Source organism: Brachybacterium timonense, assembly GCF_900258505.1.
Lineage (GTDB): Bacteria > Actinomycetota > Actinomycetes > Actinomycetales > Dermabacteraceae > Brachybacterium > Brachybacterium timonense.
In genome coordinates this window covers 440,569-461,252 of record NZ_LT984895.1, presented here as the reverse complement: position 1 = coordinate 461,252, position 20,684 = coordinate 440,569, and the positions used below count along the sequence as shown (strand labels likewise).

Below are 20,684 nucleotides of genomic sequence, written 5' to 3'. Positions count from 1 at the left end.
CCTACGCACTCGTCCGCTCCGGTGACCTGTGAGCGATCCAGGCCGGCGGCCGCGGACTTTGGCGCGCCGAGTGCCCCGGGCTCGAGGCGTCCAAGCCCACCCACCGTCAGACCTCCAACCTCCACGACCTTAAGAGACACGCCCTAGAGCACGCCGGGTTCTGGTGGCTGAGCCCCCGCCGGCTAGCCGACATCTTGCAGCCAGCAGCTTGCGCCAGCGGCTTGCGCCGAACTTGGTGCGTAGGACATCTCAAATCGCATGAATGGGATGCTCTACGCACCAAGTTCGCGAGGTCAGCGCGAGCCCCGCGAGGTCAGCGCGAACCCGCGAGGTCAGCGCGAGCCCCGCGACGTCGGCGCGAACCCGCGAGGTCAGCGCGAGCAAGCCGATCAGGCCTCGGCGCCGTGGGACGCTGGCTTCTGGGCGCCTTCGCCGTTCTCCCGCGCCCACTTCTCCCAACCCGCGAAGCTGCCGTCAATCTCCACCACGTCATAGCCGGCTCGGCGCAGGGCCGAGGCAGCCACCGCGTTGCGCACGCCCGACTGGCAGAAGGTCACGATGGTGCCAGCGTCCGGGGCGGGAAGGTGGTCCTGGTGGAACACGACCTTGCCAGCGGAGAGCTGCTCAGCGCCGGGGATAGTGCCGGCAGCATGCTCGGTGCGGTTGCGCACATCCAGCAGCAGCACGGTCGATTCCTTCGCACGCAGCGCCTCGAGGTCCTTGGGGTCCACGAGCTCGGGCGCGACGGTCTGCAGCCCGTCGAGAGTGGTCGTGTAACCGACCAAGGCATCGACGCCGACGCGCACGAAGTGGTCGCCGTACTCCTGGGCGGTCTTCGCGTCGGGCGCGAGGACCACGAGCTGCGCCGAGTCCTTTTCCGGGTCGAAGGCCCAGCCGATGTGGGTGGCTGCCTTACCCAGCGACGGGATGGACAATGCACCGGGCACTGCCTTGGCGTGGACATCATCGACGGGGCGGGTGTCGACCAGGGCCAGGCTTCCCGACTCCATGCCAGAGATGAGCTCGTCGATCTCGACCAGGCGCGGCTCGGAACGCTCGCCAAGGATCGCCGGGCCTTCCTTGTTCTGCTTCTTCATGCGCGCGAAGTACGCGTGGGCGTCGGGCTGCCCATCAAGCAGCTCGTCGATGAAGCCCTGCTCATCGTCGGCCGCCAGATGCTTGCCCCACCACGCGAACTGGCGCTCATAGCCGATGGTGGTGGAGGGCAGGGCGCCCAGGGCCTTGCCGCACGCAGAGCCAGCCCCGTGACCGGGAAACACCTGGATGTGATCGCCCAGGTCCACGAAGTGGGCCTTCAGCGAGGCGAACAGCTGCTTGGCGCCAGCGAAACGGGTGTCTTTCATGCCGACGGCCTCATCGAGCAGGTCGGGTCGGCCCAGATCCCCGGAGAACACGAAGTCACCGGTGAGGTAGTAGCCCGGTTGGTCGGTGAAGGCGCCGTCGGTGATCAGGTACGACAGATGCTCGGGGGTATGGCCTGGCGTGTGCTTCGCCTGAACGGTGATGTTGCCAAGTGTGATCGTGTCGTTGTGGCGCAGAAGCTGGGCATCGAATCCGTAGGTCCAGTCCTCGCCACCCTCGGCGGAGACGTAGGCGGTGGCCCCTGTGGCTGCGGCCAGCTCGCGGGTTCCCGAGAGGAAGTCGGCGTGGATGTGAGTCTCGGCGACCGCCACGATCCTCATGCCGTGGTGAGCAGCCAGGTCGAGGTACACCTGAATGTCACGGCGGGGGTCGACCACGAGCATCTCGCCCTCGGCTTGGCACCCAATGGCGTAGCTGGCTTGCGAGAGGTCCTCGTCATAGATCCGTTCGAGAAGCATGATTCCTCCTGGTGGGTGGGGTGGTCGTTGGCGGGTGTTCGTCCGTGGTTGGAATGCGGTGGAGACGTACGTGGTCAGTGGCTGCGGTCAGATGGTGAGCGGTGGCGATATGAGGTCGCGAACGATGACACTGCTGATCGTGAGGGCAACACTCAGTTGATCACCTCGAGGGCAATCACGCCGATGCCGATGGCGATGAGCAGAGCCGCGAAGGCTCGGGTAAGGATCGTGGCTGGCAGGCGGTCTGCGACAGACGTGCCGACCAGCGAGCCGAGGACTGCGGCGGCGGTGAAAGGCACGATGAGCGCCCAGTCGAGGTGGTCGCCGCTCATCCGCGGCAGCAACGACACCCCGGCGTTGAGGGCCATGATGAACAGGGAGGTGCCGACGGCCCGAGACATCGGCATATCGAGCACGGCAACCAGCGCAGGCACGATGATGAAACCGCCGCCGACGCCGAGGAACCCCGTGAGGAATCCGATGACGAGGCCAACACCGAGGACCTTCCCGATCAGGCCAGCATTCGGGAATGCTCCGCGGCGGCCCCGGGAGACGGCTCCCGGGGAGGATGTGGTCGATGCACGCTCGGTGGCGTCCGGGGAGGATGCGATCGGGCCGCGCTCGCCAGCGTCCGGGGAGGATGCGATCGGGCCACGCTCGGCAGCGTCGGGGGACGACGCGGACCGGGGTCGAGTGCGCCACAGCATAGCGCCGGCAGAAGCCAGCATGACCAGGGCGAAGCTGACCAGGACCACGACTGCATCGGTTCGCTCGTTCAGGGCTGCGCCGAGCAGCGAGGCTGGCATACCGGCCGTCGCGAACCCGATCCCGACCACCCACCGCACGGTGCCGCTGCGCGCATGGTGCACAGTGGAGATGGCCGCGGTCACCCCGACAATCACCAGGGACGACGCGGTGGCCTCCTGCGGCGTCTGCCCCAGCAGGTAGACCAGCACCGGAACCGCCAGGATCGCACCACCGCCGCCCAGCGCACCGAGCAGTAGCCCGATGAGCAGTCCGCCAACGACTGCGATCCCCCACGCCATCAGACGACACCCGGCTGCCCGTCAATGTCGAGGACAGGCAGGTCAGCCTCGGCCCAGGCGAGCATCCCGCCGGTCACATTGCGCACCGCCCAGCCGGCTGCGGTCAACGCGGCGCAGGCCCGTTGGGAACGCCGGCCGGAGCGGCAGACCACAAGGATGGTGGCGTCGCGGGCGATGCCGGGGAGGGCGTCGGGGTCGCCGCCCGTCTCGGGCAGGATCAGCCCGAGACAGCGATGTCTGGCGTCGGGGGCGTGACCGCGCTCCCATTCCTCGTCTTCGCGCACATCGAGCAGAACGTGACCGGTCGTGGAGGCAAGCTCCGCGGCGGTACACACATCGACCTCGAGCTGCGAGGTGGTGGGGTCCAGTGTGGTCATGCGTGCGCTCCTTGCATGGGCGGGTTTGGCGGCAGGTTCAATGGGGCAGAGCAGTCGGGGCGGGTGGCGCCGTCGCAGCGGGACCGGTCGCCTCCGTGCTGGCGTCGAAGGCCCACTGGAAACCGTCAGATGGGGAGAAACTACTGGTCACGCGGAAGCGGTCTCCCCTCACGATCGTCGTACGCCATTCCAGGACGCGGTCTGCGGAACGCCCCATACGCTCAATATGAAAGGCGGCCTCTCCGCTGCGAGTGCCCAGAAGGCGCGCCGTGTCGGGCCTGAGGCTGACGGTGCGAATGACCTCGTGACCGGCGCGGGGCTGGTCCCCGCATCGTGCCGCCATCTCTGCGTACAGTGCGGTGCGCGTGAAGTCGACGTCGAGCAGTGGGGCGGCAATCTCTGCTGGTAGCCACACGCGGTCCAGGGCCAACGGTTCAGGGCCTGCCAACCGCAGTCGTGCGAGATAGATCAACGGGGCGTCGGGGGGAAGTCCCAGCCGACCGGCGGCTTCTGCGTCAGCACGCTGCTCGAGGGCGAGCACGTGGCTGCGTTGTTCCATCCCGGCCGCCTCGACGGAGGTGAACAGGCTGTACAAGGCGCCGATCGGCTGTTCTATGACGTCGGTGCGCACCCGCGGAGTTCGGCCACGCGATGCGCTCACTACACCGGCTTCGCGCAGCGGCCGCAAGGCCTGGCGCATGGTCTGGCGGCTCACGCCGTACTCAGCGGCGAGCGCTTTCTCACCGGGAAAAGCTCCGGGAAACTCACCGGCGTCGATACGTCGACGCACGTCATCACGCACCTGCTGCCACAGCGCAACGGGTCCGCGACGTTCGAGCCTGCTCGCGGACATTGCTTGCCTCCTCCCTCCGGATCACCATAAGGTACGTACATTCTCGATGGCGGGCAATGCCGCCCGCCCGCACACAGCGGAGCGTCCTCCGTAACCCGGAGCAACGGGCCCGCGGGCGACCGCTTCGGATCACCCCGAAAGGTGCCTGCCCGATGCCGAACACCATCCACCATCAGATTCTGATCATCGGAGGTGGCAGCGCTGGCATCTCCGTTGCCGCTCGTCTGCGTCGCAAGGGCTGCGAGGACGTGGGCCTCATCGAACCGAGCGAGAAGCACTACTACCAGCCGCTGTGGACCCTGGTCGGCGCTGGTCTGGCCTCTGCGCAGGAGACCGTCCGCTCCGAGGCCTCGGTGATCCCCAAGGGCGTGGCCTGGATCAAGGATGCCGCCACCGATATCGACCCGGAGCAGAAAGTCGTCACCACGGCGACCGGGACCCGGATCTCGTACGACCGGCTCGTGGTCTGCCCCGGGATTCAGCTGGACTGGGAACGCATCCCCGGCACCGCGGAGGCGCTCGCGACCCCGTCTGTGTCCTCCAACTACGATCTCGAGCTCGCCCCCAAGACCTGGGACCTGATTCAGAAGACCCGTCGAGGCACGGCTGTGTTCGCCATGCCGTCGGGACCGATCAAGTGCGCTGGCGCCCCGCAGAAGATCGCGTATCTAGCTGCCGATTACTGGCGGCAGCAGGGCGTCCTGCAAGACATCCACGTGGTCCTGGTGCTTCCCACCCCGGGAATGTTCGGCGTCCCGGAGTTCGCCAAGGAGCTGGAGCGAGTAGTCGCGGACTACGGCATCGACGTCCGCTTCACCTCCGAAGTCACCGAGATCGACGCGCCCGGCCGCTGTGTCACCATCACAGACAACGCGGCCGGCACCACCTCGCGCCTGGACTTCGACATGCTGCACATCGTGCCTCCGCAGTCCGCCCCGGACTGGCTGAAGAACACCCCGCTGGCCGGCGCCGATGTACCGGGCCATTACGTCGAGGTCGACAAGCACACTCTGCAGCATATGCGCTACCCGGATGTCTTTGCGCTCGGTGATGCGGGCTCCACCCCGAACTCGAAGACGGGCGCTGCGATCCGCAAGCAGGCTCCCGTCGTGGCCCAGAATGTGGTGGCGTCTTTGCAGGGCAAGCCGTTAACCGGCAGCTACTCCGGCTATGCCTCCTGCCCGCTGACCACCGCACGCGACAAGATGTTGCTGGCGGAGTTCGATTACACGATGAAGCCCACTCCGAGTTTCCCCGTCATCGACACGACCGTCTCCCGCAAGGACATGTGGTACCTCAAACGGCACGGTCTACCGCTGATGTACTGGAACCTCATGCTCACAGGCCGGGCTTGACCCCCGCAGCAGCGGCCCAGCGCGGCAGCAGCCGACGGGTCAGGGCGCGGATCTGCTCGTCGGCCGCGGTCAGCTCCATCCCGGAGGTCATGACCGCGAGGTACCGTTCGTCGCCGTTCTCGGGATTCCCGATGGCGGCGACGTCATGGCGGTAGCCGTCAACCCACCCGGACTTCGATCCCCAGGGGACGCCCGGCCGCAGGGCGGTGGCGATGATCGGGATGCGCTGGGCGCGCAGCGCGTGACGGGCCAGGTCGCGTGAGCGCAGGCTGAGCCCTTCGCCCTGCATGAGAGAACGCAGCGTGGAGACGAGGTCGGCGGGGCTCGACTCGTTCGTCAGACCCTGCTCGATCGCGGCGGCGTCCCCGATCAGCCGGTCGACGCGCGTCGCCGTGAGGCCCAGCCGGTCGATCTCGTGGGCGACGGCTTCCAGACCCACGATCTCCAGCAGGTGATCCGTGGCCTCATTGCTGGAGCGGTCGATCATGCGGATGGCGAGCTCGTCGAGGCTGACTGGATGACCGTCCGCCGGGTGCGTGGGGTCGAGGTGGTCGCCGCCCAGCGTGAACGCGGCACCGGTGGTCCCGGTGAAGGTCCGGCTGGCAGGGACGGTGCGCGTCAGGTCGAGGCGACCGGCATCGGCGGCGCGCAGAACGGCGGCCAGGACGTGCAGCTTGATGGTGCTGGCCGCATACACCGGTCGCGCTGCGTCCTCGGACTCCAGCAGCGTGCCGTCGGCGGCGAGCAGACGCCATGCGATCCGGCGGTCAACGGGCGGGGCAGCGGTGGGCAGAGCCATGGTCTGACCCTACGTCCATTCCGCAGCCCCGCCCGTAGCCGTCCACACGGTCGCCATTCACGGCAGCTCGTGTCGAGCCGGCGCCCGGCGCCGAATCACACCTCAGCGCCTGAGGACCGCTCGTATCGACGCCCCGTCGGCCGTCAATCGGCGATCTTCGTGTAACGGAACGGCTTGTACAGACCGCTGTCGTAGGGGTACTTCACGATGCGGGCCGTGGTGCCGCCGGAACCAGCGGCCTGTTCGAGCACGTGGTAGCTGGTGCGGGACTCGTCGGCCCAGCCGTTGAACAGGACCACGTGACCGATCCCGGAGGGCGAGTCCCGGCCGAGCATGTCCAGGAAGTCGCCGGGCTTCAGCTCATCCTTGCTGATGGCGCGGGAGACGCCGTAGCCACCGTCGGGATGCAGCGTGCTGGTGGTCAGGCCGGTCGGGTTGTCATCGAAGCGCAGGTTCAGGGCCATCGATACGAAGCCCGAGCAATCGGTGCGCCACAGGATCTTCGGATCATTCTCGGGGCCCACATCGGCCTTCTCCATCGAGTAGGGCCGCTTGTTGTTGACCCACACCATGGCGCGGTTGATGACCTGCTTGCGGGTGATGGGGGTGTTGAAGTCACCGCCGAAGTCGTCGTCCGAGGGCTTGCCGGGATCCTCCGGCGGCTCAGAGGTGTCGGGGTCCTTGACGCGGGGCACCTCGAGGGCGGTCATGGTGGCGGCGTCGGCGCGCCCGTCAGTGCGCAGACCGCCCCACCGCCTCTGGAAATCCTGGACGCTGGCGACGGTCTTCTCCCCGTACCAGCCATCCTGCGCTTCGCCGGTGCGGCGCTGGACGTGCGACACGACGGCGGCGAGCTCAGCTGTGGTTTCGGCACCGGCGTTACCGTCCACGGTGAGCGCACGGTCCTTCTGGAAAGCACTGACCGCGTCCTTCAGTGCGGGGTCGTCTGTGCCGTCGGTGCGGCCGTCGTAGTAGGCCAGACCCCACAGGCCCAGCTGGGTGCCGCGCCGGTCAAGCTCGGCGGCGTGTGCGGCGGGGACAGTGAGTCCGGAGACGGTCAGCCCAGTGGCGGCGGCTGCGGCAAGCAGTCCGGTGCCGGCCAGCAGGCTGCGGCGGTCAAAAGTGCGACGGGTGGTGGCCATGGTGTCCTCCTCGAGGATCGGGGCCGGACGCGCCGGCACAGTGCTGCTGCCGTGGTGCAGCACGGGCGCCGGTTCCGCCCGGGGGCCGGGGTCGGCCCGCACCTCGACGCTGTCGTGCCCGAGGTGAGGAATTCAATGGGCAGTTCTCCCCTCGTCCGAAAGGACCCCGTCGGTGCTGCGGGCGCTTGAGGCCGCGCACGGCGCTGTCACCGGCACGGAAGCACGGGCCGCCGACGGGGCACGCGGCACCTGGGCTCACAGCCGACACCGAAAATCAGTCCGATAGTGCTACGTCCACACCCCCGCTGAGTGCGACAACCACACCCCTTATTCGTGCGTGTCACACCGGAGCCGGTGCTCTTGCCGCCGGGGCCCCGGTCGCAGACGATAGGCACATGACCGCTGCGACCACCGCCGACGCCCTGATCGAGACTCTTCTGCCCCTGGTCGATGAGGCCCCGGGCGCCGACCCGGCGAAGATCGCCTCCGTGCTGGGCAACCTGGATCTGCCTCCAGCTCAGGCCTACCGCGCCCTGCTGGGGCGCACCAATGGCCTGGATCTGCCCGGTGCCACTCTGTACGGCGTGGACGATGAGGGTCCGATCGATGCGATCACCGAGCCGTTGGACTATTACACGCCGCTCATCGCCCTGATCGGCTCCGCGTCGCACGGGTACGGCTGGCACACCACCGAGCGCGTGTGGTGCCGCTTCGATCCGATCGGCTCGGTCATCGAGGAGACCTACCCCAGTGACCTCGCGCTGCTGCATGAGGCGCTGGCCCACTACGTGCCGGGCTTTGCCGCCGCCGCATCGCGCGCCGCCTCCAGCTCCGCCCACGACCTTCCCTCGGGGCGTCTGCCGGAGCGTCTGGCGGAGCTCGACGAGGATGAGTCACCACAGTCCGACGCCCCCTATGACACCGAGGGCGCCGCCGAGGCATTCCTGGACCTGGCAGAGGCGCCGATGCCCGCCGACTACCTGGCGTTTCTGACGCAACGTGACGGCATCGAGGTCGACGAGCTGACGGTGTACGGCGCAGGGGACATGGTGATCCAGCAGAAGGACGCGCCCGATGACGTGCTGCTCGTGGGCACGCTCGCGGACGAGGTGCTCATCTACGATGCGCGCGATGAGTGCTGGTCGATCGTGGAAGCGGACCTCGACCTCGACGATGATGAGGACTGCTTCGACACGTTCGCTGAGCTGCTCGGCGAGGTCCTCGATCGCGTCATGGACTGACCGCGTGGAGTGAACCTGTGGAGTGAATCCTGTCGGCAGCGGAGCATCGGCTCCGCCCGAAGGAAGCAGTCCTCCTGAAGCAGCTGAGGTGAGGGAAAGGACGTCTCGATGGAGCCAACACCGACGCATTGGGCGTACGAACGCACGTCTCTCCCCGCGCAAGGTCCTGGGGGACGCGCTGCTGACCTCACGGCCTGGGGCTGGTCGCAGGACGACCCGGCGCAGGCACGCACCCGGGCACAGGAGCGTCTGACCCGGCTCGTTCAGCGGTGGCGCTCAGGCGAGATCCGTGCCAGCGAGGCCTACTACCCGGATATGCCGGTGCGGGAGCAGGTGCTGGACCAGGTGCGGGCGGCCGACGGGACCTTGCTTGCGGAGGTGACGCGCAACCGTTACGGGGCGCGCTGCCTGGTCACCGATGCCGTGTTCATCGCCGACGTGGATCTGCCCGACGAACCGTCGGCCCAGCGCGGCGCCTCCCCCAAGCGTTCCTTCATGGACCGTCTACTGGGGCGCCCAGCGCCGCAGCCGGAACCTGCTGCGGCGCCCGCAACGGACCCGGCCGAGGCTGCAGCAATCGAGCGGGTCCTCACGGCAGTGGCACCGCACCCGCAGTGGGACGTGCGCATTTATCGCACCCGCGCGGGGTTGCGCGTGGTGATCTGCGGCAGCGATCTGCAGCCGCGCGAAGACGCCACGTCCGAGCTCTTCACCGCGATGGCTGTGGATCCCCTGTACGCGCGGCTGTGCCGGAACCAGGGCACCTATCGAGCACGGTTGACCGCGAAGCCGTGGCGCCTACGTGGCGTGGAAACGCCAAGAATCTCCTGGCCTGCAGCCTCCGACCAGGAGCAGCAGCGCGTGCAGCGTTGGGTGACCACCTACGAAGGGGTGGCGGCAGGCACCCAGGTGTGTGCTCTGCGGGAGCATCGCCCTGGCCAGGTCAGTGAGGCAGAGCAGCTGGTGCTTGATCTGCACGATCGGGTGAGCGCGGCGCAGCAACGCGCGACATCGGCACAGGATCTGGTCTGAGTCCGACGCCGCACGGCGGCGGCACGGGTAGCACTTTCGTGCGGGCATGATGTGGCGACCTGGGTGTCTGGCCGACGGGGCACGGCACCTTCGTTCAGACCTTGCGGCATCATCTTCCCCGCTGGTCACGGGCCGGTTAGGTTACTCGCGGCCGTGCCGCTCGACCTCAGGATCTCCCCATGCGTGTCTGTATTTCCCGCCCCCTGACCGTCTTCCGCTGGCACGAGGTCACCGTGCCGCTGTCACGCCGGGCCTCGGCCCTAGTGGCGCTGCTGCTGGTGATGCTGCTCGGGGTGGTTGCCCCGGCGTCGGCCGCTGATCCCCGCTCCCCCAGCGGCTCGTGGTCGGCCTCAACACCGAGTGTCATTGACACGGCGCAACTGGCAACCCTCGAGGTTCGTGAACCGGGCGCACAGCGCGCCTATGACCGGGATGCCTTCGGCCCGGCCTGGGAGGACGTGGACAACAACGGGTGCGACACCCGCAATGACATTCTCCAGCGCGACCTGTCCCGCGATGAGCTGGATGCGGATGGCTGCACACTGCTCAGCGGAACCCTGAAGGATCCTTACACCGGCGAGGTCATTGACTTCGAGCGCTCCAAGGGCGGAAGCCAGATCGACATCGACCACATGATCCCGCTCGGGGCGGCTTGGGAGGCCGGAGCCTCAGAGTGGACCGACGCGAAGCGCCTGCAGTACGCGAACGATCCGCTCGTGCTGCTGGCCGTGGATGCCGGGGCGAACCGCTCGAAGTCTGATCAGACCATCTCTGAGTGGGAGCCGACGAATGAGGCGGTGGCCTGCCAGTACGGCGCCTCCTGGGTGGAGGTCGCCGCCACGTACGACCTGTCGATCTCGCCCGCCGACCACGAGACTCTCACCGCTCTGGCGGAGCAGTGCCGCTGACGCTGCCGGGCCGGTCAGCCCTGTTCTGCGTCTGATGACGCTGCGCCGCCGGGTCGATGGTCGCCGCCTGACCGTCGGCCATGACGCAACAGGGAAGCCGGGATGAGCTGCTCCCCTTCGATGCCGGCGAGCAAGGCGTCGTCGACCTGATCACCGGCACGCACGATGGTGAGGGTGCCGCGGTTCTCGAGGATGGCGAGCTCCACGTCGACGAGGCGGTGGATCCCGGCCCGGCGCAGCATGTCCATGAGGTGCCCGCCGGTGAGGTGACGTTTGCGCAGGTTCGCCTCGATGACCTGACCGCTGACCATGACGACGACGGGCCTCGGGCCGTGATGCCGGCGGAATCGTCCGACGGCGTCACTGATCCTGCCCATCATGACTTCCATGCACAGCAGGGTGCCGATGGCGATCAGGGCGCCGAGCAGGGTCGGGCTGTTGCCCATCATGGCGCGGGCGGCGATAGCGCCGAACAGGGCGACCAGGGTGAAGCTGAGGGCCGACGGGGCGGCCATGAGGCGCGGCCCGAGCAGCCGCATCAACCCCGTGTACACCAGGTAGAGCACGACGGTGGCGATGACGACGCCGAGAGCACCCCACCAGGAGATGCCGATCTGGAACCAGAGGGGATGGACGTCGGCCGGAGGATGCATGGCTCGATCATCCCGCATCCTCCGGCCGATGCGCCGGGGCTGACATTCTTGTCAGCGACGACTCACTTCGAGAAGCCGTCCTTGATGTCCTTCACGGCGTCCTTGACGTGCTCGCCCGCCTGCTTCGTGCCGGCCTCAGCGCGATCCGCCGTGCCCTCTGCCTCGAGGGAGTGGTCGTCGGTGGCGTCGCCGAGGGCCTCCTTGGCCTTCCCGGAGAATTCCTGGGCCTTGTTCTTGATCTTGTCGCCGAGGTTCATGAGTGTCTTCTTTCGGTCAATGACCGCCCGACGGTCGCCGGGCGCACTGCTTCGAGCCTAGCGAGCTGTGACCTGGGACGCACTCAGCCGGAGGGATGTGGGTCGACCGAGCGGTTCAGCAGCGGGCACGTTGCCCTGGTCTGCCCACGAAGCAGCCTCTGACGTAGGCACGTACCTCCTATGGAGAGGAGTGCAGGTGACCACGATCAGCGCACGCGATTTCAATCGAGACGTGAGCGCCGCCAAGCGCGCTGCACAAGCCGGTCCCGTGACGATCACCGACCGCGGACGGGCCGCCTTCGTCCTGCTCACCCCTCAGGACTACGAGGCGCTCACCGACGACCGCCCTCTGACCGACGTCATTTCCATGAACGAGGACATCGACTTCGAACCGCCTCGACTCACCGACCCGTTACCTTGTGAGCATCTCCGATAGCCGGGGGTCTGGTCGCTCGGCCGGGCATGGCTCTTTTGCCCTGCCATCAATGGTCCGGGTGGCAACACCCGTTGCCGGCCTCCTCGGGCAACACCAGTCGCCACCGACTCTCCCGCTCGGGCGACCGGCAACTCAACCGTGCCGTCGATGTCGTCGTCCGCACGCGGATGAACTACGACCCCGTCACCTGCGAATACGTTGAGCGCCGGCGTGCCGAAGGGCTCTCCAAGCGCGAGATTCGACGGTGCCTCAAGCGCTACGTCTGCAGGTCTCTGTTCCGAGAACCTCGGACTCGGATGGCTTGACACGGAGGCATAGAAGCGTCCTTTTCCCGGCAGGTGCGCCTGAGACAGGTAAGCAGCGGCGCGGCGCAGGACCTCGTTCTCCTGCTGAAGCAGACGGATCTGCTTGCGGGCCTCCCGCAGCTCGGTCGACTCCTCCCGAGACGTGCCGGGACGGTTGCCGTCGTCGATGTCGGCTTGACGGATCCACGTATACAGCGTCATCTCGTGGATCCCGAAGTCATTCGCGATCTGTGCGATGGTGACGCCGTCCTCACGGGACCGGGCCACCCGCACGACGTCGTCGCGGAACTCCTGGAGTAGGGAGCGGGCATGGTGCACATCCTTCCAGCCCGCCCTGCGGGCAAGCCAGATCAGATGTCACCTATCCATGCGGCAGTACCTCTTGACACTCCGTCGAAGCCACCGGTAGCGTCGGAAAAGGATTCGCAGTTCAGTCGCCTACCACCTCATTGAAGAGGAGTTTGCCGTGACGCAAGCATGCAATTCCATTTTCCGACTCACAGAGGGTTCCCCACTATATGGGTTGAGCGTGGAGAAGAAGATCGCCCTCGGATCAGCCCACTTCGCATCGGCTTTTGCAGAGATCATGACGAGGACGGCGGTTGCCGAACTTCGGGGTCCCAGCATCGATATCGAGCGTCTCGATATTGTTGCGGCACACCTTAGCGCCGCTATTGACTCGTATCGGGCTGCGGTCGATGAGTCGAAGAAGGTAACCGCTACTCGAGTGACATCCCCCTCCGACCCAAAGGCGGCGGACGTGGGCTATGTGGAAACTGGCATGCTCAAGCAGGACGCGTGGGAGCGCGTGCTCGAGCAAGCCGAAGACCCGTCAGGCATTCTCGAGCAGTTCCTAGCTGGCCTGATCGAATGCTCCCGCGCAGTCGAGTCCGTTCTTTCTCATAGGACGGAGGACGGACTTGTCGAGGACTCTCGTCTCCTGTGGAAGATCACCACGCCGATGACCGAGACGTTGATGTACGGACAGGCTGCAGCCGCCCTCTTCCAGAGGGATGACTTCAGCGACGGCAGCCTGCTTTCCCCTGCTAGTACCGATACCGACGCCGAAGGGGTGCTCGTCTAAGATGTCTCAGATTTGCAACGGATTCCTAGAGTTCGAGAATCCTGCCACCGAGGCCCTGAAAAATCGCGAAATCGAGCTCGGCTCCGCCGCGCTCTTCAGGGCGGCTTCAGCGTCAATGCTTGCCCTCTCTGCCGTTGAGGACGGGTCGCGAAACGAGATCAGTAATCAGCTCGATATCGCAATATCCCACCTGGACACTGCAAGCACGCACTACAACCGGGTAGCCAGTCTCGTTGTCGAAGCCGACATGGCGGAGCGCTACAGGAACTGGCTTGAGGAGTATGACTTTGCCGCTCTTCTCGCCGAGTGCGTGGAGAGTCGATCACTGCCATCCGGATCGGAACACATCTGGGGTGTCGTATCTGCGTATAACGCCGGGTCGGCGGATCCCAAGGGGGCCTACCTCAATGAGTTCCTTCCTCGTGTGAAAGAACTGGGTGAGGTCCTCGATGGACTGCAAGGCCTAGTTCATGACGACTTCACCGTCGAAGTCTCTCCGTCCCTGATCCCGAAGGAGTTCTGGAAGCTCCAAACTGTCCTGCACGAGACTATGCAGGTCGGACAGTCGATTGCGATCATGAATGCCCTCGACATGACTAGCGCCGACAGCTGACACGAGGGATCTCGTTCATGAGACGAGAGTTGTATGGTCCCCTTCGGTTGCACGCCTAGATGCGTGCACCGAGGGGGCTTCCTTCATCTACGGAGAAAGACAAAACAATCTTGCTCGATATCGCTTCGTACCTTCTTGAAGACCTGCTTCCCTTCCAGTTCCGCGACACTCCAATCGGTCCTGCCTACAATGGACGCCTTGTCATGGCGAAGACGACGGCAGAACTTGTGTCGAACGATAGTCGTATCAACGCGTTTCGCGTGATTGGCGACAACCCAATCAATAGCGAGGGCATCTCGTCCCTCCCGCACAGCGATGTGGCCCATTGGGCCTCTGGAGCCGACGCGGCCTGGTTCGAGCCAGGTCGTCACTATTGGTGGCGATCCGCGATTATAAGGGACACGGTCGGACACAACTTCCCGATTGTCACTATGCTACACAGCCTTGGATATCCGGAACAACTAGTGCCACTAATGACGTGCGTGTCGGTAGGCGCACGGCCCTATGACGTGATAGTCGCACCCGGACCACGGGCCGCCGCGCTTCTCGAGGAGCAGTTGGACCAGGTTTGCAACTATCTTGGTCGGGATCGATCGGAAGCTGCGCCAAGAGTAGAAGTGATCCCATACGGGGTGGGACCGGTGTCTTCGCGCACACATAAGACAGAAGCGAAGCGTAACCTCGATCTCCCCATCGAGGGGACCTTGGTGACGTTTGTCGGCCGAATGGTCGATGGTGACAAGATTGAATTTGAACGAACCATGGATGCGCTGGCAAAGGCCCGTAAATCATGTGATTTTACAGTCGTCTTTGCGGGAGCCGCGAGTGAGGCCGCCGAGCGTCGGGTGATAGAGGTTGGTAGACAACTTCCGGACGGGACTCTCCGCGTGATGCCCAATATTACTGACTCGCACAAAGAAATGCTACTCGACGCGAGCGACATTTTCCTCTCTCCATCGCAGACAGTCTCTGAGATGTTCGGCTTGTCGATTGTGGAAGCCATGCAGAGAGAATGCGCGGTTTTGTGCTCTGGGTGGGGAGGGTACCTTGATGTTGTCGAGGACGGAGTTACCGGGCTAGAAATTGACATCGTATTCAACGACCCGACGCCAGCTGATGAGCTCGCCTATCTCACCAATGTGGGGTTTAATACTACGGCGCGGACGTCAGCCAATGTAGCAATTCAATACGATGACCGGGCGGCCAAGCTTGTCACGCTTGTTCGCAACCCAGAGTTGCGTGGTCGACTTGGGCGTGAGGCTCGACTAGTTGCCGAGCAGAAGTTCGATGTACGCAGCACTGCAGTGCGTGTGGTAGACATAATGCTCGAGGCTCGCGACGAGTGCGACAGTAGTGATCTCGAGGGCGGGTCTGCCGGTAGCCCACTTAAGATGGCAAGTTCATTCCGCAAGCTAGCCAAGGCCTCCGTCGAATAATCTGCAATGGATGTTCTTGTTGATGGGGCCTTTGCGTCTTATGAGTGCGGGGGGATTGGCGCTTACTCTGTCGAAGTAATCCTCGGCCTGGGTCAGGCAGGGTTCACAGTGGATGTAGTTGCACCCGGGCCTCGGCCAGATATTACCAACAGAGCTAACGTCAATGTGCATATCGAACCATTTCCATTCTTCACCGCAGAGAGTTTGGACTCGCGCAGTGTGTGGCATCAAAGTGTGATGCAACGACATGCTGTATCGCTCGATCCCGACGTCTACCTAGGGCCCGCCTTCATGGCGCCTATAGAGTGGCGAGGTCCAAAGGTGGTAACGGTACACGACCTTGCGTTTGAGCACTCAGGGCTGAACCCGCCAGAAAACGAAGCCTACTACTCGTTTTGGGCGCGGCGGTGTGCAAGAGATGCTACTCAGATACTTTGTCCGTCCGGGTTTACTAAGTGGGAGATTGGCAATCTCTGGGGCGTGCCTGAGGCCGCCATATCGGTGACTCATCTAGCTCCGTCTTTACCCCTCGGAGATGTCGACGTTCCTTATTCGCGCAATGTAGTAGCCGAACTGCTCGGCTGGTCTCACCCGTTTGTTCTACATGTGGGAGGGCTGACGCGTCGTAAGAATATTGAAACCGTTCTTCGTGCAATGGTGTTGGTCTGCGAGCAAGTAGAGGAGTTAGGCTTAGTCATTGTTGGACAAGATGACCCGACACTGCGGAAGATCGCAGAAGGCACCCCTCTCGAGGAGCGCCTTCAGTTCACGGGATACTGCGCGCGTGACCTGATGCCCGCAGTATATTCGGCTGCCGAGTGCCTCGTGTATCCGTCGCTTCTAGAGGGATTCGGTCTCCCCCCTGTCGAGGCAATGTCTGTTGGAACGCCTGTTATTGTGTCTGACATTCCAGTCTTTCGTGAAATCCTTGAAGACGGAGCACTGTTTTGTGACCCGCAAAGTCCCCATGATCTTGCGCGGAAGGTGTTGTCCATATCTGGCGACTCGACGGGGGCAGTGAAGGGCCGGGTTGAGCGGGGTCGCGAGATTGTTGCAAAGTATTCATGGTATGACGTAGGCATGAGGACGGCGAATGCCCTTGAAGCAGCGGCCAGTGGTCGCGGTATCTAGCGTTCGGAGATTATTCGAAGAGCTACGGCTCCAGAGGCCATGAGGAGCACCCCGGAGATCGCGAGGACGGCCGGTATTCCTAGCCATGCTGCTAAAACGGCGCCGATCGCCGTGGCGGCCGGGGAGAGTGCGTTGACCGCCGCAATGAACGCGGCGAATACCCGTCCGCGCATTTCCGTCGAAGCGGTGGTCTGAAGGAGCGTGCGGATGGGGAGGTTGCTTATTGCCAACGCAATTCCTTGTATACCAAAGAGGAAAAGCGCACCACCGGGAGCGACATTTATTGAGAGGGCGAGATATATTAATCCGCTAGCGAGTATCGAGAAGGACAGGCTTCTCCTTAGCGGAAGGCGCGCTCCTAGCGCGCCCATCACGAGCATTCCTATGAACTCGCCGATTGAGAGGGCTGCTAGCAAGGCGCTATATAGGGCGACTCCGCCAGATAAGTGCATTTCGGCAAATGCTGGTATCAAGCCGGCCGTAAGTCCTCCACTGAAGTTCGCGAACAGTGCGACTAGGACGACTGCTAGCAATGCCCTGTTGACAAGGAAATATTTCAGGCCCGAGACGGTATCCGCGACGAGGGTGCGGATCGACAACGGTCCGCCAGAAATATAGTCAGGCGGCGGGAAGGTCACCAATAGAACCATTAGTGCGGACACAAAGAAGCTTATAGCGTTGGCGGCCATGGCTGAGGCTTCTCCAAAAGCTGCAATGGCGACCCCGCCGGCGGCTCGGCCTAGAATCTGTACGAGCCGGGAAGTAGTGGATAAGTAAGCGTTCGCACGAACGAGATTGTGTTCACCGACGATGTCCGGTAGGGCGGCGACTGATGCTGGATCGTACAGCATACTGAATGCGCTGAGCAGGAATGCCGATGCGTATATGTAAGACATCGGCACATCGCCCTGCATTGCGAGAATAGCGGTCAAGGCGACAATGCATCCACGGGCAATATCTGCGACGATGAGGATGTGTTTGCGTGGAAGTCTGTCGGCGAGAGCGCCACCGAGTAGCCCCAAGGTGCTTCGTCCAATCAGGCTGAATGCGGGCACGGCACCCGTTTGTAGAACGGAGCCAGTCTGCTGGAGGACAAACCACATGAGTCCTACTTCATAGACTCGGTCTCCCAGGCTTGAGGTTGCGGATCCAACCCAAAGCAGCGGAAAGCCACGACGGTCGAGTAGGCGTGGGCGTCTGTTTGAGTTCTCGGCGTTGCTATTGGTCGTCATGAGGTGCGCGTCGGTGTTGCGACGGTTTAGATATCGAGATCGACGACGGCGTCCATGGCGACAACGTCACGGAGTCGCTGTGCAGCAGCTTCCGGAAGGGATTCGGCGAGTGTGTCGAGGGTGTTGTAGGTGTCTAGCGTCGAGGTGATTTCATAGGTGACCTCGTGACCCGGGCCTTGGGCGGTGTTGTCAGTGCTCCAGTCGGGCTCGAGTCGGCGGTACGCAGCGTAGCGGCCTTTTGCTGTGATGTAGACGGATAATTCGCACAACTCGGTCGGAGTGTGGTTGTACCGATAACGCATGAGCCGCCGACCGTAGAAGCGATTCACTTGGAAGCTGCCATTCTTGTACATGCGAAGCCGGATCTCTTTCAGGTCTGCGCTTTTGGCGTCTTCGCGCTCGATATACAGCCGAAGGGCCTGGACGACGGTGGAGGACAGGCTCGTCTGGCTGAGCTCCTGGGCTCGGTCGAAGATGTAGGCATCTCGGTCGGCGACGTAGATCATCTTGTTCATGGGCCAACTCTACATATATGTATATATGAGTGCAACCAAGCTGTGGTTCGCGAGCGGTGTTGCTGCTGCGCCCAGCTCGCCGGAGGGTTGATCCCGAGTCGATTGAAGCGACCTGCCGCGAGCGGAGGGGTCGGCCATGCGGTCGACCCCTCCTGCTGAGCTATCGCCAGCGGGAGGTATCCCCACCGAGCACTGGACCGACGAGGGCAAGCTCTACCTCTGCGCCATCAAGGACGCATTCTCCGGACGGGTCGTCGGCTACTCCATCAGCGACCGGATGAAGGCTCGTCTCGCAGTGAACGCCCTGGACAGCGCGGCATCTCGACGTGGGGACACGGCCGGCTGCATCGTGCATTCGGACCGCGGGGGCCAGTTCAGATCACGACAACTCGTCCACGCATTGAACCGCCATCACCTCGTCGGATCGATGGGCCGGGTCGGCGCCGCCGGCGACAACGCCGCGATGGAGTCCTTCTTCGCCCTGCTCCAGAAGAACGTCCTGGACCGCAAGAGGTGGCGAACCCGCGACGAGCTCCGGATCGCGATCATTCCCCCGCAAGCGGGAGGTGCCCCCACCTGGATCGAACGGACCTATCACCGCCGCCGTCGACAGGCCCGCCTGGGCCGATTGACCCCCATCGAATACGAGACCATCATGAACCCAGCCGTGAGCCTCGCGGCCTAACACCCCAACTGTCACCTAACGGTGCGGCAGTCCCGTCGCCAGGGACGTGGGCTGTTCGGTCGCCTACCTCCCAGGGACGGCACCTACTACCAGCCCCCCAACCCCCGTCCCAGCCGCACTCGCGGCTTGACTCGAAACATAGGGACACTCCCTCGCGAGATTGACCTATGAGGTTCCTGCTCGAGACGAATGTGATCAGCGAGCTCTGTAAACCGCCCTCGGCCATCTCCCCCACAGTGCACTCCTGGGCAGCGGCATACCCGAGGCGCTCCTTCTTCCTCTCCACGATCACCATCATGGAACTGGAGACGGGAGCGCGCCTGCTCAACCCTTGGGAGGGCACACGCAGCCGAGGCGCACTCCTCGCGCTCAGCCCCGCACCATGCGCAGTTCGATACCACCGCGGGGCCCGTCGTCGGGGTCGAGCAGTTTCGTGGCGCCGTCGAGCGTGAAGCCGTGCCGCCGGTAGAACCTGATCGCCCGCTCATTGCCCTGCAGCACATACAGGTAGGCGGGCCGCTCGCCCAATACGGTGGTGATCAGGGTATGCGCGACGCCACTGCCCCAGTGCTCCTGCGCGACGTACAGCGACCACAGTTCGGTCTCGCTCGGTGCGTCTGCATCGCGGGGAGGGCCGACGGCGGCCCAGCCGATCGGCGTGCCGTTCGCGTTGCGGGCGACCTGGACCACCGATCCGTCGACAGTGCGGCCGTTCGCCTCATGCTGCTGCCCGTACTGTTCCCATGCGCGAGTACGGTGCTCGGGGTCGATGCCGTCCAGTCGTGCCTGCGAGAGCAGGCCGGTGTAGGCGGCATGCCAGAGCTGCACGTGCAAGGGACCGAGCACGGCGGCATCGGCCTGGCGCAGCGGGCTGATGGTGAGGATGGGCCCGGGCATGTTCACCGCTCCGGCGTCAGCGCGGCGACGGCGTCGAGCAGGATGGCGCGGCCGAGGGCTGGCGAGGCGGCCGGTTCGGGACCGAGCTGGCCGTGCAGCTCCATGCTGATGGTGCCGACGATCGCGCTCCAGGCGCGCACTGCTGCGGCCGCCTGCACGGGCGTTGCCTCCACGCCGAGTTCCTCAGCACTGGCGGCAAGGAATGCCTCATATTCGGCGGGACGCACGTCAGGATTCTGGGCGCTGGAGGCTGCAGCCTCCGCAGAGGGGTCCGCGGCGATCACCTCCAGCAGACGCCGCATGACGCGGGTGCCGGGACCGGTGGTGCGCTCGGCGGGTGCTCGGTAGCCGGGCACGGGGGCTCCGTAGACGAGGCCCCACTGCGCCGGATGGGCGATGGCCCAGTCACGCATGGCCAGGGCGAGGCGCTCCAGTGGGGCGCCCTCGATCAGGCCCGCCTCGTCCGACGGGGCGTCCTCCTGCACCACCGCGTGGTCGACGGCGTCCGCGAGGCTCGTGTACGCATCCACGAGTAACAGCGTGAGCAGGGCGTCGCGGCTGTCGACGTAGCGATAGACGGCTGAGCTGGCCACACCCAGATCGCGAGCGATCGCACGCAGGGAGAGAGCCGCGGCTCCATGACGCGCCAGATGCTCTCGGCCGAGCTGGAGGATGCGAGCCTCCATCTCGGCGCGGTTCTCAGCGCGGCTGCGGCGTGCGGTCACATCTCCAGTATGGCGCAGCTCCGCGCACGCCCGAAACACATCGAGAGCACCGCTCTTGCTTCCCTTCCGTAGTCCCGCTACGGTCATCACATGAATTGTGAGCACTGCTCTCCCTTTCGAG

Annotated in this window: 21 protein-coding genes and 3 pseudogenes; 11 read left to right on the top strand and 13 right to left on the bottom strand. The window is 64.6% G+C overall.

The genetic code is table 11. From position 1 onward, the window contains the following. Positions 1-389 precede the first annotated feature (389 nt). From C8271_RS02000 to C8271_RS01985, 4 genes are all read right to left on the bottom strand, one after another. Entirely contained in the window at positions 390-1,841 is a 1,452-nt protein-coding gene (locus C8271_RS02000) for an MBL fold metallo-hydrolase (protein WP_106505902.1), read from the bottom strand. Positions 1,842-1,993: 152 nt separating this feature from the next. Further along, positions 1,994-2,887: a sulfite exporter TauE/SafE family protein gene (locus C8271_RS01995; protein ID WP_106505901.1), complete on the bottom strand. Its 894-nt coding sequence runs from the start codon at positions 2,885-2,887 to the stop codon at positions 1,994-1,996. Continuing rightward, positions 2,887-3,264 carry a rhodanese-like domain-containing protein gene (locus C8271_RS01990; protein ID WP_106505900.1) on the bottom strand — a complete coding sequence of 126 codons (378 nt, stop codon included), beginning with the start codon at positions 3,262-3,264 and terminating at the stop codon, positions 2,887-2,889. The genes C8271_RS01995 and C8271_RS01990 overlap by 1 nt, the downstream gene beginning before the upstream one ends. 37 nt (positions 3,265-3,301) lie before the next feature. After that, positions 3,302-4,117 carry a GntR family transcriptional regulator gene (locus tag C8271_RS01985; protein ID WP_106505899.1) on the bottom strand — a complete coding sequence of 272 codons (816 nt, stop codon included), beginning with the start codon at positions 4,115-4,117 and terminating at the stop codon, positions 3,302-3,304. Between the two features lie 152 nt (positions 4,118-4,269). On the opposite strand from C8271_RS01985, the gene C8271_RS01980 reads away from it, so the two are divergent. After that, positions 4,270-5,472, top strand: a complete 1,203-nt coding sequence (locus C8271_RS01980; RefSeq protein WP_106505898.1) for an NAD(P)/FAD-dependent oxidoreductase — start codon at positions 4,270-4,272, stop codon at positions 5,470-5,472. Here the strand turns inward: C8271_RS01980 and C8271_RS01975 are convergent. Together C8271_RS01975 and C8271_RS01970 are read right to left on the bottom strand one after the other, a co-directional pair. Then, positions 5,456-6,271, bottom strand: a complete 816-nt coding sequence (locus C8271_RS01975) for a serine hydrolase (RefSeq protein ID WP_106505897.1) — start codon at positions 6,269-6,271, stop codon at positions 5,456-5,458. The two genes, C8271_RS01980 and C8271_RS01975, sit on opposite strands and share 17 nt — an antisense overlap. A 143-nt stretch (positions 6,272-6,414) precedes the next feature. Continuing rightward, complete coding sequence (locus C8271_RS01970; RefSeq protein ID WP_138774504.1) at positions 6,415-7,413, bottom strand: peptidoglycan-binding protein; 999 nt, start codon at positions 7,411-7,413, stop codon at positions 6,415-6,417. 395 nt (positions 7,414-7,808) lie between these two features. Between C8271_RS01970 and C8271_RS01965 the strand changes: the two genes are divergently transcribed. From C8271_RS01965 to C8271_RS01955, 3 genes are all read left to right on the top strand, one after another. Then, on the top strand, positions 7,809-8,654 hold the full coding sequence (locus C8271_RS01965) for a hypothetical protein (RefSeq protein WP_106505895.1): 846 nt from the start codon (positions 7,809-7,811) through the stop codon (positions 8,652-8,654). A gap of 108 nt (positions 8,655-8,762) precedes the next feature. Further along, positions 8,763-9,686 (top strand): hypothetical protein, encoded by a 924-nt coding sequence (locus C8271_RS01960; protein ID WP_106505894.1) that lies wholly within the window; start codon positions 8,763-8,765, stop codon positions 9,684-9,686. Positions 9,687-9,865: 179 nt separating this feature from the next. Next, a complete protein-coding gene (locus C8271_RS01955; protein ID WP_106505893.1) occupies positions 9,866-10,594 on the top strand; it encodes an HNH endonuclease family protein in 729 nt (242 codons plus the stop codon). 14 nt (positions 10,595-10,608) lie between these two features. Here the strand turns inward: C8271_RS01955 and C8271_RS01950 are convergent, their stop codons facing one another. Next, positions 10,609-11,247 (bottom strand): DUF421 domain-containing protein, encoded by a 639-nt coding sequence (locus tag C8271_RS01950; protein ID WP_106505892.1) that lies wholly within the window; start codon positions 11,245-11,247, stop codon positions 10,609-10,611. A gap of 62 nt (positions 11,248-11,309) precedes the next feature. Continuing rightward, a complete protein-coding gene (locus C8271_RS01945; protein WP_106505891.1) occupies positions 11,310-11,504 on the bottom strand; it encodes a CsbD family protein in 195 nt (64 codons plus the stop codon). 196 nt (positions 11,505-11,700) lie between these two features. Here C8271_RS01945 and C8271_RS01940 point away from each other — a divergent pair, with 196 nt between their 5' ends. Together C8271_RS01940 and C8271_RS14055 are read left to right on the top strand one after the other, a co-directional pair. Continuing rightward, complete coding sequence (locus C8271_RS01940; RefSeq protein ID WP_106507802.1) at positions 11,701-11,940, top strand: type II toxin-antitoxin system Phd/YefM family antitoxin; 240 nt, start codon at positions 11,701-11,703, stop codon at positions 11,938-11,940. Positions 11,941-12,008: 68 nt separating this feature from the next. Beyond that, a pseudogene (locus tag C8271_RS14055) lies at positions 12,009-12,245 on the top strand (transposase); the annotation flags it as partial. Positions 12,246-12,332: 87 nt separating this feature from the next. On the opposite strand, the pseudogene C8271_RS14410 reads toward C8271_RS14055, so the two are convergent. Beyond that, a pseudogene (locus tag C8271_RS14410) lies at positions 12,333-12,563 on the bottom strand (transposase); the annotation flags it as partial. Between the two features lie 211 nt (positions 12,564-12,774). On the opposite strand from C8271_RS14410, the gene C8271_RS01925 reads away from it, so the two are divergent. From C8271_RS01925 to C8271_RS01910, 4 genes are all read left to right on the top strand, one after another. After that, positions 12,775-13,329 carry a hypothetical protein gene (locus C8271_RS01925; protein ID WP_138774503.1) on the top strand — a complete coding sequence of 185 codons (555 nt, stop codon included), beginning with the start codon at positions 12,775-12,777 and terminating at the stop codon, positions 13,327-13,329. Between the two features lies 1 nt (position 13,330). After that, positions 13,331-13,942 carry a hypothetical protein gene (locus C8271_RS01920; protein WP_106505889.1) on the top strand — a complete coding sequence of 204 codons (612 nt, stop codon included), beginning with the start codon at positions 13,331-13,333 and terminating at the stop codon, positions 13,940-13,942. Positions 13,943-14,052: 110 nt separating this feature from the next. Then, positions 14,053-15,378, top strand: coding sequence for a glycosyltransferase family 4 protein (locus tag C8271_RS01915; RefSeq protein ID WP_170957765.1), 1,326 nt, complete (start codon positions 14,053-14,055; stop codon positions 15,376-15,378). A gap of 6 nt (positions 15,379-15,384) precedes the next feature. Beyond that, complete coding sequence (locus C8271_RS01910; RefSeq protein WP_106505887.1) at positions 15,385-16,509, top strand: glycosyltransferase family 4 protein; 1,125 nt, start codon at positions 15,385-15,387, stop codon at positions 16,507-16,509. On the opposite strand, the gene C8271_RS01905 is transcribed toward C8271_RS01910, so the two are convergent. Together C8271_RS01905 and C8271_RS01900 are read right to left on the bottom strand one after the other, a co-directional pair. After that, a complete protein-coding gene (locus C8271_RS01905) occupies positions 16,506-17,741 on the bottom strand; it encodes an MFS transporter (protein WP_106505886.1) in 1,236 nt (411 codons plus the stop codon). The genes C8271_RS01910 and C8271_RS01905 overlap by 4 nt on opposite strands. Positions 17,742-17,767: 26 nt before the next feature. Beyond that, positions 17,768-18,256: an EXLDI protein gene (locus tag C8271_RS01900; RefSeq protein WP_106505885.1), complete on the bottom strand. Its 489-nt coding sequence runs from the start codon at positions 18,254-18,256 to the stop codon at positions 17,768-17,770. A 184-nt stretch (positions 18,257-18,440) separates the two neighbouring features. Here C8271_RS01900 and C8271_RS01895 point away from each other — a divergent pair. Next, positions 18,441-18,941, top strand: a pseudogene (locus tag C8271_RS01895) (transposase); the annotation flags it as partial. A 369-nt stretch (positions 18,942-19,310) separates the two neighbouring features. On the opposite strand, the gene C8271_RS01890 reads toward C8271_RS01895, so the two are convergent. Together C8271_RS01890 and C8271_RS01885 are read right to left on the bottom strand one after the other, a co-directional pair. Beyond that, entirely contained in the window at positions 19,311-19,838 is a 528-nt protein-coding gene (locus tag C8271_RS01890) for a GNAT family N-acetyltransferase (RefSeq protein WP_106505884.1), read from the bottom strand. A 2-nt stretch (positions 19,839-19,840) separates the two neighbouring features. After that, entirely contained in the window at positions 19,841-20,563 is a 723-nt protein-coding gene (locus C8271_RS01885) for a TetR/AcrR family transcriptional regulator (RefSeq protein ID WP_106505883.1), read from the bottom strand. Between the last annotated feature and the right edge of the window lie 121 nt (positions 20,564-20,684).